The sequence below is a fragment of the Streptomyces coelicoflavus genome, assembly GCF_003112555.1.
GTDB lineage: Bacteria > Actinomycetota > Actinomycetes > Streptomycetales > Streptomycetaceae > Streptomyces > Streptomyces coelicoflavus.
Genome location: NZ_BEWB01000010.1, coordinates 368911 through 384047, shown reverse-complemented (window position 1 = coordinate 384047; position 15137 = coordinate 368911). Strand labels below are relative to the sequence as shown.

Genomic DNA, 15137 nt, shown 5'->3' with positions numbered 1-15137 from the left:
CTGATCTCGGGCTTCGGCTGGGGCGGAGTCCCCCCGCTCACGGTGTCCACCTTGCCACCGTGAGCGGCTTTTGCGGCCGAGAGCTTGGTCACAGCGTGCCGGTCAGCGCACGCCCACCGCCGCGAGGGCCTTGCGCTGCCGCGGGCCGGGGTGGGCCGGGAAGTACAGGTAGCAGACGCCGCCGGTGCCGGAGACGACCTTGCCACTGGCGTTGTACCGCTTCGTCCGCAGCCAGATGTTCTCCCACTCGCGCCGGTCGTAGACGCGGCGGACGGCGTCGTTGTCGTCCGAGGCCGGGTCGTTGGCGATCACGTCGCCGTCGGCGGTGAAGCCGATCACGGTCATCAGGTGGCCCGAGGTGCCGTAGCCCGACCCGGTCAGCTCCTCCTCCAGGAACGACTGGGACGTGATGGCCGGGATGCCGGCCGCGATCAGCGTCTCCAGGTCGGTGAGGGAGCCGAGGCGGGTCACCACACCCTGGAGACCCTTGAAGGTGGCGGCGTACGCGGCGTTGAAGGGCCAGTTGCCGCAGCCCTCGTACTGGTAGTCGTACGTGTAGCGGGCGGCGTGGCAGACCTGCGGGTCGGCGTAGGACGGGTCGACCCAGGCGAGCTGTTCCTCGGTGAGGCGGCCGCCCCAGTACTCGATGATCATCTGCGAGGAGGTGGGGCTGCACCAGGCCTCGCCGCCGTTGTCGTACTCGGGGTACTGGCCCTTGTGGATCTCCTGCGAGTGGCGCGGGACGCGCAGTTCCCCGGCGTGGCGCGGGGTGGAGGCCGGGACGGTGAAGCGGTCGGGGACGTCGGAGCCCATCGCGCCGAGCCGCCAGACGGTGGGCGTGGCGCGCGTGCCGGGGCGGCGGTGGAGGGTGAGCCGGAGCCGGTAGGAGGTCAGGCGCAGGCCGGTGGAGGCGTCGTCGATCGAGAAGGTGTCGGTCCAGATGCTGCTTCTGCCGTCGCCCTGGTCGTCGACCGAGGTCCGCCTGATGTCCTGTTCGCCGTCGCCGGCCGTCCAGCGGCCCATCACGTACCAGGGCGTGTCCGTGCCGTCGGAGTAGGCGCCCTTCAGCTCGACCTGGATCCAGGTGCCGCTCGGCGTGTGCGCGTTCCAGGAGGCGATGACCTCCGTCGAGGGCACCGTGAGCCGGTGGACGGGCGAGGTCCAGGTCGCGTACTCCCAGGCGGCCGTGGTGCCGGTGTGCGGGTCGGTGTAGTCGGTGGTGCCGGCCGGGGCGCCGATCACGACGCCGGGGCGGGCGCCGGCGACGGGGCGGACCCCCTGCGCGGCCCCTTGCCGCCAGTCCCGGAACGTGGTCCAGGCGTGGTAGTCGACCGGTCGCCGGGGGGCGGCCCGGCCGGGGCCCGCGGCGGCGCCGCCGGTGCCGGCGGCGGGCGCGGCCTGGGCGGTGGCCGGGATCGCTCCGCCCGCCACGGCGGCCGCCGCGACGGCCGCGGCCAGGAGGGTTCTGCGGGACGGCTGTTCGACTCTGCTCATGGGCGGGAGACCCCCAGGTGTCCGGGTCGGGCGGGTCCGTCGTTGCACGTTCGTGCGCCAACTATGGCCGCAGGCGCCCGCTCCTGCCAGCACTTCCACGCACGCCACGCCACCAATATTGGTGTCTACCAGTGACGGGGGCCGGGGTGCGGAGACCGCGGCGCGGGAGCCCGGGGACACGGGTGGCTAGAGTGCGGGTGAACGTGTCCGTCCCTCCGGCCCACAGGCAGGATTCCGCCATCCTCGATCTCGCAGCCCGGCTCCGCCGGCTTCCCCCCTCCTGCGGGCCCGTGCGCCTCGTCGGCGTCGACGGACACGCCGGGTCAGGGAAGTCCACGTTCGCCGGGCGGCTGGCGGCCGGGCTGGACGGGGCACCGGTGCTGCGCCTCGACGACATCGCCAGCCACGAAGAGCTGTTCGACTGGACCGCACGGCTGCTCGGCCAGGTGATCGAACCCCTGCGGCGCGGTGAGACCGCGCGCTACGCGCCGTACGACTGGCGGACCCGGCGTTTCGGGGCTCCGCGCCCCCTGGCGCCCGCTCCCGTGATCCTCGTCGAGGGCGTCGGCGCGGGCCGCGCGGCGCTGCGACCCCACCTTGCCGGACTGCTCTGGATGGACCTGCCGCCGGAGCAGGCGTGGGCCCGCGGACGGGCGCGCGACGGAGCGGAACAGCGGGCGTTCTGGGACGGGTGGATCCCGGCCGAGCGCCGGCACTTCGCCGAGGACCCCTCGCGCCCCTTCGCGCACCTTCTGGTGCGACAGCGCGAACAGGGGTACGAGGTGCTGCCGGGACCCGCGGGAACCGCCACCGGAGCCCACTTCCTCACGCAAAGTGACGGACCGTCCGCGATGTGTTGAACACGTGAAGATCGCGTCCCGGCAACGCGCCAACGTGCCCCAACTTCGCTTGACCCAAGGGCCGTACAGGTCTTACGTTCTGAATGTGCGGCAGTTCGAAGCCGCCCGCAGACGCGAAGCCCCCGGTTGTTCCCCCGTGATCGGGGGCTTCGTTCTGCCCCGAGCACGCTTCCCGGCTTGCCGCGCGGCGCCACACGATCACCCTGGGTCACCGTCCGGCCGTGCGCCCCCGTCGCCCCGACCTCGTGGAACGGTCCCTCCCGCACCCTTCGGAGGAAAGACCGCCGCGGGTACGATGCCCTCGGTGCGGGCTACCGGAGATTGCCGCACGCACCTGCAACTCCGGTCCGCGGCGCAGCCGTTGACCGAGGCGGCCGGCGGGCGACGGCTCGGCGGCTTACCGACGGGGGCACGGTAGGTGGGGGACGCGATGGACTTCGGCACGCAGGGCCCACAGGCCCCGGCCGAACTCGCCTGGCTGCGCGGCGTGGACGCCTACACCATGGGGGCCTACCCGCAGGCGGAGGAGGAGTTCCGGGCGGCGGTCCGGATCGATCCCGCGATGGCCGACGGGTGGCTGGGACTGCACGCCCTGCGCGTCGACACCACCACCGCACTCCTGCGAATGTTCCGCAACCGCGACCGCTTCGGCGAGCAGCGGGCCCGCCATCGCCGCACCCTCAACTCCTGGTACTGGCTGGGCTGGTGGGTGCAGCCCGTGCTGGAGAACCCCCGCGACCTGCTGCTGGCGCACGCCTCGCACTGGCTGGACGGCCGGCACGTTCCGGAGCTGGACCGTGCGCTGGCCGGACTGCCGCCGGTGGACTCCGACCCCCAGGTCCGCTTCCTGCACGCCTGCCGCGCCTACCTCGTCAAGGACTGGGAGCAGCTCGTCCGGCACACCGACCCGCTGCTCGGCGACCCCTTACTGGGCATCGAGGCCGGCCTGTTCAGCGGCATGGCGCGGGTCCGCCTGGAGATGTTCGGGCAGGCCGAGCCACTCCTTTCGGCGGCCCTGATGCGGTGCCGCAGCGAGCAGCCACAGCGCAAGGAGCTGCGCTACTGGCTGGCCCGGGCCCACGAGGGCACCGGGCGCAGCGCCGCCGCGCTCCCGCTGTACCGGGCCGTGCACCGTGTCGACCCCGCCTTCATGGACACCTCGGCCCGGCTGGCGGCGATCGCCGAGGGCGACGGCTACGACGATCCGGCCGACCTCGCGGGACTCGCGCAGGCCGGTGCGGGGACGGACGGCCTGGACGGACTCGACCCCCTCTTCGGCACCGAGGAGCGCGGCGTCAAGCTCTCCGCTCCCGAGCCCTCGCTGTCCGCCCCGCTGCCCCCGCTCGGCGGACCGCCGGTGCGTGAGAAGGCGGGCGGGGCCGACCCGTCCCTGCCCAGCGGGCCCACCGATCCGGCGCTGCTGGAGGAGGCGCTCGCCGAGCTGGAGCGGATGGTGGGCCTCGAACCGGTGAAACGGCAGGTCAAGGCGCTGTCCGCGCAGTTGAACATGGCGCGGCTGCGGGCCGGGCAGGGCCTGCCGGTGCAGCCGCCCAAACGTCACTTCGTCTTCTCCGGCCCCTCCGGCACCGGCAAGACCACCGTGGCCCGCATCCTGGGCCGCGTCTTCTACGCCCTCGGGCTGCTCGGCGGCGACCACCTGGTGGAGGCCCAGCGGGCCGACCTCGTCGGTGAGTACCTGGGCCAGACCGCCGTGAAGGCGAACGAGCTGATCGACTCCGCGCTCGGCGGTGTCCTCTTCGTCGACGAGGCGTACTCCCTGTCCAACTCCGGGTACGGCAAGGGCGACGCCTACGGCGACGAGGCGCTCCAGGTGCTGCTGAAGCGGGCCGAGGACAACCGGGACCACCTGGTGGTGATCCTGGCCGGCTATCCGGAGGGCATGGACCGGCTGCTGGGCGCCAATCCCGGACTCTCGTCGCGCTTCACGACGCGGGTGGACTTTCCGTCGTACCGGCCGCTGGAGCTGACCTCGATCGGGGAGGTGCTCGCGGCGGAGAACGGGGACGTGTGGGACGAGGAGGCGCTGGACGAACTGCGGTCGGTCGCGGGCCATGTGGTGGATCAGGGGTGGATCGACGAGTTGGGGAACGGGCGGTTCCTGCGGACGCTGTACGAGAAGAGCTGTGCGTACCGGGATCTGCGCTTGTCCGTGTATCCGGGGGCGTTGAGCCGGGACGATCTGGCGACGTTGCGGTTGCCGGATCTGATGCAGGCGTATGGGGAGGTGCTGTCGGGGCGGGGGCCCGGGGGGCCGTCGGCCGTGTAGGACGCGAGCCTCGGTGCGGGGGTGGGTGCGCAGCCCGGCGTTGCGGGGTGCCGCTGCGCCCACCCGTGCCGCCCTGGGGGGTACCTCCCAGGCCGTTCAGGCACTGGGGGAGGCACGACTGCCCGCAGCGGCGGCCGGGGGGCACGGCTGCCCGCGGTCAGGTCGCCAGGATCACCTCTTTGTGGGCGGGATCGTTCACCTCGCCGACCAGGAGTTCCAGTACGTCCTCCAGGGCGACCAGGCCCAGTCCCTTGCCCGTCGCGTCCGTCACCTGGGCCAGGTGGGTCGCCGCGCGGCGCATCACCGTGAGGGCGTCGTCCAGGGGGAGTTCGGGGCGCAGCGTGGTCATCGGGCGCCAGAGGTGCTGGGGGACGGCGCGGTCGGACTCATCCAGGTCGAGGACGTCCTTGACGTGCAGGTAGCCCATGAAGGCGCCCTGGTCCGCCGCGATCGGGAAGCGCGAGTACCCGGTGCGGGCGGTGAGCGCGACGATCTCCCCCGGCGTGACCGAGGGGCTGACCGTCACCAGGGACTCGCGGGCGAGGAGGACGTCCGTGACCGGGCGGGAGCCCAGTTCCAGGGCGTCCTCGAGGCGTTCCTGCTCCTCCGGGTCCAGCAGTCCGGCCTGGCCGGCGTCCTCCACCAGCCGGTTGAGCTGTTCGCTCGTGAAGACGGCCTCGACCTCGTCCTTGGGCTCGACGTGGAAGAGCCGCAGGATTCCCTGCGCGCAGGCGCCGAGCGCGACGGTGACGGGCCTGCACAGGCGGGCGAAGGCGACCAGGCCGGGGCTGAGCCACAGCGCGGCCTTCTCGGGGGCGGCCATCGCGAGGTTCTTCGGGACCATCTCGCCGATGACCAGGTGGCAGAAGACGACGGCGGCCAGGGCGATGACGTAGCCGAGCGGGTGGATCATGCCGTGCGGCAGATGGATCCACTCGAAGACCGGCTCCAGCAGGTGGGCGACGGTCGGCTCGGCGACCGCGCCGAGGGTCAGCGAGCAGACGGTGATGCCGAACTGGGCGGCGGCCATCATCTGCGGCAGGCGTTCCAGCCCGTACAGCACCTGCCGGGCACGGGCGGTGCCGAGCGGTTCGATCTGGCTGCGGCGCACCGAGACGAGCGCGAACTCGGCGCCGACGAAGAACCCGTTGGCGAGCACGAGCAGCGCGGCGAAGAGGAGTTGCAGGATGCTCATCGGGCCGCCTCCAGGACGGAGACCGGCGCGGTGCGCACCAGGCGTATCCGCTCGGCGCGGTAGTGGCCGACCTGGCGGACCGAGAGCCGCCAGCCGGGCAGTTCCGCGCGGTCGCCGACGGCGGGGATCCGGCCCAGCAGGTCGGCGACGAGCCCGGCCACGGTCTCGTACGGTCCCTCGGGGGCCTCCAGGCCGACGCGGCGCAGGGCGTCCACGCGGCAGCTGCCGTCGACGTCCCAGGCGGGCCGGCCCTCCTCGGGCGGGGCGGGGGCCAGTTCGGGCACGTCGAGGCCGTCGTGCTCGTCGCGGACCTCGCCGACGAGTTCCTCGACGATGTCCTCCAGGGTGACGACGCCGGCCGTGCCGCCGTACTCGTCGACGACGACCGCGATGGGCTGCTCGCTGCGCAGCCGGGTGAGCAGCGGCCGTACGGGCAGGGTCTCGGGGACCAGCAGCGCCGGGCGGGCGATCCGGCCGGCCGGGGTGCGCAGCCGGTCGTGGACGGAGACGGCGAGGGCGTCCTTGAGGTGGACCATGCCGACGATCTCGTCGATCTTCTCCCGGTAGACGGGGAAGCGGGACAGGCCGGTGGCGCGGGTCAGGTTGACGACGTCCTCGGCGGTGGCCGAGGAGTGCAGGGCGCTGACCTTCACCCGGGGGGTCATGACGTGCTGGGCGGTCAGTTCGCCGAGGGAGAGGGTCCGCACGAAGAGGTCGGCGGTGTCCTGTTCCAGGGCGCCGGCCCGGGCGGAGTGCCGGGCCAGGGAGACCAGTTCGCCGGGGGTGCGGGCGGAGGCCAGCTCCTCGGCGGGTTCGATGCCCAGCGTGCGGACCAGGCGGTTGGCCACGGTGTTGAGCGCGGCGATCACCGGGTGGAAGAGCCGGGCGAAGGTGTGCTGGGGACCGGCGACGAAGCGCGCGACCTGGAGCGGCTTGGACACCGCCCAGTTCTTGGGCACCAGCTCGCCGATCACCATCTGCACCGCGGAGGCCAGCAGCATGCCGACGACGACCGAGACACCGGACACGGCGCCGTCGGGGACGCCGATCGCCGTGAACGGGCCGTCGAGCAGCCGGGCGAGCGCCGGTTCGGCGAGCATGCCGACGACGAGGGAGGTGATGGTGATCCCGAGCTGGGTGCCGGAGAGCTGGAAGGACAGCTCCTTGAGGGACTCGACGACCCGGTGGGCGCGCCGGTCGCCGGCCGCGGCGGCCTGCTCGGCGTCGGGGCGTTCGACGGTCACCAGGCCGAACTCGGCCGCGACGAAGAAGCCGTTGGCGAGGATCAGCAGGAATGCGGCTGCCAGGAGCAGCAGGGGGGTGGTCATGATGCCGCCGCCTGTGGGGTGTCACAGCAGGGAGCGGCGCAGGTACTGCAGGACGGTCCGTCCATCGCCGGAGGGAGTCACTCCTCGGGTAGCAGGAACCCCGCGCACCGGGCGGAGCGACGGGGCGAGGACGCGACGGGCCGCGTCCTCGTTCCCAGATTAATCACGAAAAGGGTGCCCGCGGCAGGGTCGGCGGCGCCGCGTCAGTCACGCGGCGCCTCGGGGAGGGCACCGGAACGGGCCTCCACGAGGTCGCGCAGGGCACGTGCGTCGGCGAGGGCACGCTGCTTGGCGATGCCGGGCTGGATGCCGAGCGCGGGCAGGCTGGTGCCGTCGCTGAGGTCGAGGAAGACCCAGGGGTCGCCCTGGCGGAGGTTGACCCGCAGGATCTCGGGCCAGGCGAGGTGCCGCCTGGCGGTCAGGTTGACCACGGTGACGCCCGTCTCGTCGGCGACGACCCGGGGGCGGGCCAGCAGGAGCAGCACGCCGGCCAGGACGAGTGCCGTCAGCACGAAGCTGAGGCGCTCCCCCGGGCCGAGGCCGGCCAGCACCATCCCGAGCACCGTGACGGTCACGAAGGTGACGACCGCGAGGACGATCAGGACGGCACGGGTGCGTCCGGGACGGAAGGTGACGGGCAGGGCAGGGAGGTGGTCCGGCGTGGTGTCGGGCATGGTGTGGCTCCGGGTCGTGCTCCGAGGCGGGGAGGGGGTCAGAGCCGGCAGGCGTGGATGGCCGTGGTCAGGATGGCCCGGGCGCCGATCTCGTACAGGTCGTCCATGATCCGCTGGGCCTCCTTGGCGGGGACCATGGCGCGGACGGCGACCCAGCCCTCGTTGTGCAGCGGGGACACGGTCGGGGACTCCAGGCCGGGGGTGAGGGCGACGGCCTTCTCCAGCTGCTCCACCCGGCAGTCGTAGTCCATCATCACGTAGGTCCGGGCCACCAGGACGCCCTGGAGGCGGCGCAGGAACTGCTGGACCTTGGGCTCGGTGGTCTCGTCGGGCTCGGCGCCCGAGCGGCGGATCACGATGGCCTCGGACTTCATGATGGGCTCGCCGAACACCTCCAGGCCCGCGTTGCGCAGGGAGGTGCCGGTCTCGACGACGTCCGCGATGACCTCGGCGACGCCGAGCTCGATGGCGGTCTCCACGGCGCCGTCCAGGTGGACGACGGAGGCGTCGACGCCCCGGTCGGCCAGGTGGGCGGCGACGATGCCCTCGTAGGAGGTGGCGACGGTACGGCCCTTGAGGTCGTCGATGCCCTGCGCGGCGCCCGGCTTGCCGGCGAAGCGGAAGGTGGAGCGGGCGAAGCCGAGCGGGAGGATCTCCTCGGCGTGGGCTCCTGAGTCGATGAGCAGGTCGCGGCCGGTGATGCCGATGTCGAGCTTGCCGGAGGAGACGTAGATCGCGATGTCGCGGGGGCGGAGGTAGAAGAACTCGACCTCGTTGACCGGGTCGACGATCCGCAGTTCCTTGGACTCGCGGCGCTGCTGGTAGCCGGCCTCATGCAGCATCTCCCCCGCGGGGCCTGACAGGGAACCCTTGTTGGGGACGGCGATGCGCAGCATGAGGTCGGCTTCCTTTGCGTGAAGGGGTGGGGGAAGGGGGTCCGGGGGCTTACAGGTGGGCGTAGACGTCGTCCAGGGAGATGCCGCGGGCGACCATCATGACCTGGACGTGGTACAGCAGCTGGGAGATCTCCTCGGCCGCCGCGTCCTTGCCCTCGTGCTCGGCGGCCATCCAGACCTCCGCGGCCTCCTCGACGACCTTCTTGCCGATGGCGTGGACGCCCTTGTCGACCAGTTCGGCGGTGCGGGAGGTGGCGGGATCGCCGTTGGCTGCCTTGTGCTGGAGCTCGGTGAACAGCTCCTCGAACGTCTTCTTGGACATGATGGCCCCCACTTTACGCGTGCCCCGGTGGGCCTAGCGCCACGGTTCGGATACTGAGCGGAGCGTCGCCGCCGTGGCGACGGCCGCGGTCACGGCCTCGTGGCCCTTGTCCTCGTTGGACCCCTCGAGGCCGGCCCGGTCCAGGGCCTGCTCCTCGGTGTCGCAGGTGAGGACGCCGAAGCCGACGGGGACGCCGGTCTCGACGGAGACCTGGACCAGGCCCTGGGTCACGCCCTGGCACACGTAGTCGAAGTGGGGGGTGCCGCCGCGGATGACGACGCCGAGGGCGACGATCGCGTCGTAGCCGCGGCCCGCGAGGACCTTGGCGACCACCGGCAGCTCGAAGCTGCCGGGGACCCTGAGCAGGGTCGGCTCGTCGATGCCCAGGTCGCGCAGGGCGCGCAGGGCGCCGTCCACCAGTCCGTCCATCACCTTGTCGTGCCACTGCGACGCGATCACGGCGACCCTGAGGTCCCCGACGTTGCGTACGGACAGTTCCGGTGCACCCTTGCCGCTCACGTGTCTCCTCGTCTCACTTGCTTACTGGTTGCCGCAGGTGGACACGGGGGTCGTGTCCAGCCAGGGCAGGTCGTGTCCCATCCGGTCCCGCTTGGTGCGCAGGTAGCGGAGGTTGTGCTCGCCGGCCTGGACGGGCATGGGCTCCCGGCCGGTGACCTCGATGCCGTGCCGTGCCAGGGCGTCGCTCTTGTCCGGGTTGTTGGTCATCAGGCGGACGGCCCGCACACCGAGGTCCGCGAGGATCTGGGCGCCGGCGCCGTAGTCGCGGGCGTCGGCGGGCAGGCCCAGTTCGAGGTTGGCGTCGAGGGTGTCGCGGCCGCGCTCCTGGAGCTCGTAGGCGCGCAGCTTGGACATCAGGCCGATGCCGCGTCCCTCGTGGCCGCGCAGGTAGACGACCACGCCCCGGCCCTCGGCCTGGATGCGGTCCAGGGAGGCGTCGAGCTGGGGGCCGCAGTCGCAGCGCTGGGAGCCGAAGACGTCGCCGGTGAGGCACTCGGAGTGGACGCGGACCAGGACGTCCGCGCCGTCGCCGATCTCGCCGTGGACGAGGGCGATGTGCTCGACGCCGTCGACGGTGGAGCGGTAGCCGTACGCCGTGAACTCGCCGTGGCGGGTGGGGAGCCGGACCTCGGCCTCGCGGCGGACGGTGGGTTCCTCGCTGCGCCGGTAGGCGATCAGGTCCTCGATGGAGATGATCGTCAACCCGTGCTTGCGGGCGAACGGGATCAGCTCGGGCAGCCGCAGCATGCGCCCGTCCTCGCCGGCGATCTCCACGATGGCGCCGGCCGGGCGCAGGCCCGCGAGGCGGGCGAGGTCGACGGCGGCCTCGGTGTGGCCGTTGCGGACGAGGACGCCGCCGGAGCGGGCGCGCAGCGGGAAGACGTGCCCGGGGCGGACCAGGTCGGTGGGCTCGGCGGTGCCGCTCGCCAGGAGCTGGAGGGTGGTGGCGCGGTCGGAGGCGGAGATGCCGGTGCTGACGCCGTGGGCGGCGGTGGCGTCCACGGAGACGGTGAACGCCGTCTTCATGGACTCGGTGTTGTCGTCGACCATCTGCGGGAGGCGGAGCCGGTCCAGTTCCTCGCCCTCCATGGGGGCGCAGATCAGGCCGCGGCACTCGCTCATCATGAAGGCGACGATCTCCTCGGTCGCCTTCTCGGCGGCGACGACGAGGTCGCCCTCGTTCTCGCGGTTCTCGTCGTCGACGACCACGACGGGGCGGCCTGCGGCGATGTCGGCGACGGCCTGCTCGACCGGGTCGAGGGAGAGGTCGTCGATGCCGTCGGGGCTGTAGAGGATGGGTGCCGTGCTCATGCGGGCGCTCCTTCCGGGAGGGGGCGGGCCGCGTTGCGCGAGCGCAGCCACCAGTCGCGCAGGCCCCACAGGACGAGCGCGCCGTAGAGGACGTAGACGAAGCCGGAGAAGGCGAAGCCGTTGGCGAAGTTCAGCGGGACGCCGACGAGGTCGACCAGCAGCCAGGCGAACCAGAACTCGACCATGCCGCGGGCCTGGGCGTACATGGCGACGACGGTGCCGACGAAGATGTACGCGTCCGGCCAGGGGTCCCAGGACAGGGTGGGGTAGGCGGTGAAGAGGGCGCCCACCGCGAGGGTGCCGACGGCGGCCGCGGCGGCCAGCGCACCGCGTTCGCGCCAGGTGGCGAACCGTACGGCGACGGAGCCGTCCTGTGTCTGCTGCCGGCCGCGGTTCCACTGCCAGAAGCCCCAGGCGGCGACGACCATGACGACGATCTGCTTGCCGGCGCTGCCGGAGAGGTGGGCGGTGGCGAAGGCCGCGAACAGGACGAGCCCGGAGACGAACTGCACGGGCCAGGTCCAGATCGAGCGCCGCCAGCCGAGGGCGAGGCCGAGCAGACCGATCACGTTGCCGATCATGTCCGACCACTTGATGTGCTGGTCGAAGAGCGTGAACGCCTCGGAGTTGAGCCAGTTCACCGGGCGTCTCCCTGCTCGACGTGCGCGCCCAGCAGCCGCTCCACGTACTTGGCGATGACGTCGACCTCGAGGTTGACCGGGTCGCCGGGCTGCTTGATGCCGAGCGTGGTCAGGGCGAGGGTGGTGGGGATGACGCTGACGGTGAAGAAGTCGGGCCCGGCGTCGACGACGGTGAGGCTGATGCCGTCGACGGTGATGGAGCCCTTCTCCACGACGTAGCGGGCGAGGTCGGCGGGCAGGGAGATCTTCACGAACTCCCAGTGCTCGGAGGGCTTGCGCTCCAGGATCTCGCCGGTGCCGTCGACGTGGCCCTGCACGATGTGGCCGCCGAGCCGGGCGCCGACTGCGGTGGGGCGCTCCAGGTTGACGCGGGAGCCGACGGCGAGGACTCCGAGGCTGGAGCGCTTCAGGGTCTCGGCCATCACGTCGGCGGTGAACTCGTCGCCCTCGTGGTCGACGACCGTGAGGCAGACGCCGTTGACGGCGATGGAGTCGCCGTGGCGGGCTCCTTCGGTGACCGCGGGGCCGCGCAGGCGGAAGCGACAGGCGTCGTCGAGGGTCTCGACGGCGGTGATCTCGCCCAGCTCTTCGACGATTCCGGTGAACACTTCCCGGGTCCTCCTGCCTCTTCGGGCACGGACTCCGGGGCTGTCGACGAACGACAGAAGGGACGGACGGGAACTCGGAACGACGACGCCGGACGGGGCCCGCCCATGAACGGACGTGCCCCAGAGATCGGCGGCGCGCACGTGTGCTCGCCCGCCGCGCACTGCCTCCCATCCGGACTTTAACCGTCGGTCCAGGAATTTCACCTGGTCAACCGGCCGCTGGAAGCGACCGGGTCGCGGACTGTAACCGCCGGTTCGGACTTTCACCGACCCCGGAGTGCGCTGCTTCTGGTACAGGGCCAGTGTGCCACGCCCGGCGGCCGGCCATACGGACAGAGCGTGTGGAGTGGATCACAGAGCGCTCCTCCACCTGGACTCCACCGCACCGTGCCGCTCCAACCGGGGCGCACGCCAGGCGCGTTGAGATTGGTCCATACCTATTGACTCACTGGTCTAGTCCTCTCTAGGGTCTGCGCAACTTCCGTGGAGAGGAACCGACTGTGCCTTCCCCGTCACGCTCCAGATCCCGCCACAGAGCGGGGCCGGCCCTGTTCGCGGCGGTGGCCGCCGTCGCGGGCCTGCTGCTCGCCGGTCTCCCGGCGACCGCGTCGCAGGCCGCCGCCCAGGACTCCTGTCGACCCGACGGGCTCTACCAGACGCCCGGCGTCGACGTCCCCTACTGCTCGGTCTACGACGCCGACGGCAGGGAGAAGATGGGCGCCGACCACCCGCGCCGGGTGATCGGCTACTTCACCGGCTGGCGCACGGGCAAGGACGGCAGGCCGGCCTACCTCGCCTCGGACATCCCGTGGGACAAGATCACCCACATCAACTACGCCTTCGCGCACGTCGACGGGGGCAACAAGCTCTCCGTGGGCTCGGACGGCGCGAAGAACGCGGCGACCGGCATGACCTGGCCCGGGGTCGCGGGCGCCGAGATGGACCCGGACCTGCCCTACAAGGGCCACTTCAACCTGCTCAACAAGTTCAAGAAGCAGCACCCGGACGTCAAGACGATGATCTCGGTGGGCGGCTGGGCCGAGACGGGCGGCTACTTCGCGGACGACGGCTCGCGCGTGGACTCGGGCGGCTTCTACTCCATGGCCACCAACGCCGACGGCTCGGTCAACCGGGCCGGTATCGACACCTTCGCGGACTCGGCGGTCGACTTCGTCCGGAAGTACGGCTTCAACGGCGTCGACATCGACTACGAGTACCCGACGACGATGAAGGACGCGGGCAACCCGCTCGACTGGTCCTTCGCCAACGGCCGCCGGGCCGGGCTGGTCAAGGGCTACGCGGCGCTGATGAAGTCGCTGCGCGAGAAGCTGGACCGCGCGGGCGCCGCGGACGGCAGGCACTACCTGCTCTCCGTCGCCGCGCCGTCCTCCGGGTACCTGCTGCGCGGCATGGAGACCTTCCAGGTCCAGAAGTACCTGGACTACGTCAACATCATGTCCTACGACCTGCACGGCGCCTGGAACGAGTACGTCGGCCCGAACGCCTCGCTCTTCGACGACGGCAAGGACGCCGAGCTGGCCGCTGCCAACGTCTACGGCAGCGCCCAGTACGGCGGCATCGGCTACCTCAACACCGACTGGGCCTACCACTACTTCCGGGGCTCCATGCCGGCCGGCCGCATCAACATCGGCCTGCCGTACTACACGCGCGGCCACAAGAACGTCCAGGGCGGCACCGACGGCCTGTGGGGCAAGGCTCCCGCATCCACCTGCCCGGCGGGCTCCGGCCTGACCAAGTGCGGCGACGGCGCCGTCGGCATCGACAACCTCTGGCACGACCTCGACGCCAACGGCAAGGAGTCCCCGGCGGGTTCCAACCCGATGTGGCACGCCAAGAACCTGGAGAAGGGCATCGTCGGCGACTACGTCACCGACTACGGCTTCCCGGCGGACACCAAGCTGACGGGCAGCTACGCCCGCAAGTACGACGCGACGCTGGTCGCGCCCTGGCTGTGGAACGCCGACAAGAAGGTCTTCCTGTCCACCGAGGACGAGCAGTCGGTCGGGGCCAAGGCCGACTACGTGGTGGACCGCGGCATCGGCGGCGCGATGATCTGGGAGCTGGCCGGCGACTACGTCTGGAACGCCGCCAAGGGCCAGTACGAGATGGGCGACACCCTCACCTCGCTGATGTACGACACGTTCAGGTCGGCCGCTCCGTACGGCGCGAAGAAGTCGAACGCGGACCTGCCGACGCAGGCCGTGGACGTGGACGTGGAGTTCACCGACTTCAAGCTGGGCGACTCCAACTACCCGATCACGCCCAAGCTGCGGATCACCAACAACACGAAGACAGCGCTGCCGGGCGGCACGGAGTTCCAGTTCGACTACGGGACCTCGGCCCCGGGGAACGCCTCCGACCAGTCCGGTTTCGGCACCAAGGTCATCAGCAGCGACCACACGGGCGGCAACGCGGGCGGTCTGAAGGGTGACTTCCACCGGGTGTCGATGAAGCTGCCGGCGTGGCAGTCGCTGGCGCCGGGCGCGACCGTCGACCTGGCGTTCAACTACTACCTGCCCGTGTCGACCCCGTCGAACTGGACGGTGACGATCGGCGGCAAGGCGTACGCCCTGGCCGGCGACCTCGCCCGGGGCACGACCGTGGTGGACCCGGGGGCGGAGACGCCGGCGCCCACGCCGACGGACACGCAGTCCCCGACCCCTGGCCCGAGCCCGACGGACGGCACCGGACAGTGCACCGTCCCGGCCTGGGACGCGGGCGCGTCCTACGGCGGCGGCACCACGGTCTCCCACCAGGGGCACACGTGGAAGTCCAAGTGGTGGACGAAGGGCGAGGAGCCCGGAACCACCGGTGAATGGGGTGTCTGGCAGGACCTCGGCGCCTGCTGACCCCACCCGAACGGGCCCGGCGGCGGTGACGAAGGCCCTTGCCCGCCGCCGGGTCACCCCAACGCACCCTGCCGGGCTCGGGCAGGGTGCGTTGCCCTCCGGTCTGCGCCACGGTGTGATGGGCGAACCGCA

Annotated in this window: 13 protein-coding genes and 1 riboswitch; of the genes, 3 read left to right on the top strand and 10 right to left on the bottom strand. The window is 71.7% G+C overall.

Annotation, left to right across the window (positions count from 1 at the left end; genetic code table 11):
- Window positions 1-102: 102 nt before the first annotated feature.
- Window positions 103-1494, bottom strand: coding sequence for a C39 family peptidase (locus tag Sco07f_RS25625; protein ID WP_167468222.1), 1392 nt, complete (start codon window positions 1492-1494; stop codon window positions 103-105).
- Between the two features lie 239 nt (window positions 1495-1733).
- Here Sco07f_RS25625 and Sco07f_RS25620 point away from each other — a divergent pair, with 239 nt between their 5' ends.
- Together Sco07f_RS25620 and Sco07f_RS25615 are read left to right on the top strand one after the other, a co-directional pair.
- On the top strand, window positions 1734-2354 hold the full coding sequence (locus Sco07f_RS25620) for a uridine kinase family protein (RefSeq protein ID WP_167468225.1): 621 nt from the start codon (window positions 1734-1736) through the stop codon (window positions 2352-2354).
- 430 nt (window positions 2355-2784) lie between these two features.
- On the top strand, window positions 2785-4641 hold the full coding sequence (locus Sco07f_RS25615) for an AAA family ATPase (protein WP_108989300.1): 1857 nt from the start codon (window positions 2785-2787) through the stop codon (window positions 4639-4641).
- A 157-nt stretch (window positions 4642-4798) separates the two neighbouring features.
- On the opposite strand, the gene Sco07f_RS25610 is transcribed toward Sco07f_RS25615, so the two are convergent.
- The 9 genes from Sco07f_RS25610 to Sco07f_RS25570 form a co-directional block, all read right to left on the bottom strand.
- Complete coding sequence (locus tag Sco07f_RS25610) at window positions 4799-5836, bottom strand: hemolysin family protein (protein WP_108989299.1); 1038 nt, start codon at window positions 5834-5836, stop codon at window positions 4799-4801.
- Window positions 5833-7164 carry a hemolysin family protein gene (locus Sco07f_RS25605; RefSeq protein ID WP_108989298.1) on the bottom strand — a complete coding sequence of 444 codons (1332 nt, stop codon included), beginning with the start codon at window positions 7162-7164 and terminating at the stop codon, window positions 5833-5835. The genes Sco07f_RS25610 and Sco07f_RS25605 overlap by 4 nt, the downstream gene beginning before the upstream one ends.
- A 203-nt stretch (window positions 7165-7367) precedes the next feature.
- A complete protein-coding gene (locus Sco07f_RS25600; protein ID WP_007447425.1) occupies window positions 7368-7838 on the bottom strand; it encodes a PH domain-containing protein in 471 nt (156 codons plus the stop codon).
- Window positions 7839-7876: 38 nt separating this feature from the next.
- Window positions 7877-8734, bottom strand: coding sequence for an ATP phosphoribosyltransferase (hisG, locus tag Sco07f_RS25595; protein WP_007447429.1), 858 nt, complete (start codon window positions 8732-8734; stop codon window positions 7877-7879).
- Between the two features lie 49 nt (window positions 8735-8783).
- Complete coding sequence (locus Sco07f_RS25590; protein WP_007447430.1) at window positions 8784-9056, bottom strand: phosphoribosyl-ATP diphosphatase; 273 nt, start codon at window positions 9054-9056, stop codon at window positions 8784-8786.
- Window positions 9057-9089: 33 nt separating this feature from the next.
- Window positions 9090-9575 carry a 6,7-dimethyl-8-ribityllumazine synthase gene (gene ribH, locus Sco07f_RS25585; RefSeq protein ID WP_007447431.1) on the bottom strand — a complete coding sequence of 162 codons (486 nt, stop codon included), beginning with the start codon at window positions 9573-9575 and terminating at the stop codon, window positions 9090-9092.
- 21 nt (window positions 9576-9596) lie between these two features.
- Entirely contained in the window at window positions 9597-10886 is a 1290-nt protein-coding gene (locus Sco07f_RS25580) for a bifunctional 3,4-dihydroxy-2-butanone-4-phosphate synthase/GTP cyclohydrolase II (RefSeq protein WP_087791996.1), read from the bottom strand.
- Window positions 10883-11527: a nicotinamide mononucleotide transporter family protein gene (locus Sco07f_RS25575; RefSeq protein ID WP_007447433.1), complete on the bottom strand. Its 645-nt coding sequence runs from the start codon at window positions 11525-11527 to the stop codon at window positions 10883-10885. Before Sco07f_RS25575 ends, Sco07f_RS25580 begins: the two co-directional genes overlap by 4 nt.
- Window positions 11524-12135, bottom strand: a complete 612-nt coding sequence (locus tag Sco07f_RS25570; RefSeq protein ID WP_108989297.1) for a riboflavin synthase — start codon at window positions 12133-12135, stop codon at window positions 11524-11526. The genes Sco07f_RS25575 and Sco07f_RS25570 overlap by 4 nt, the downstream gene beginning before the upstream one ends.
- Before the next feature lie 154 nt (window positions 12136-12289).
- A riboswitch (FMN riboswitch) is annotated at window positions 12290-12420 on the bottom strand.
- A gap of 215 nt (window positions 12421-12635) precedes the next feature.
- Here Sco07f_RS25570 and Sco07f_RS25565 point away from each other — a divergent pair.
- The gene (locus tag Sco07f_RS25565; protein WP_108989296.1) at window positions 12636-15005 is read left to right on the top strand and encodes a chitinase C-terminal domain-containing protein; all 2370 of its coding nucleotides are present in this window, start codon (window positions 12636-12638) and stop codon (window positions 15003-15005) included.
- Window positions 15006-15137 lie beyond the last annotated feature (132 nt).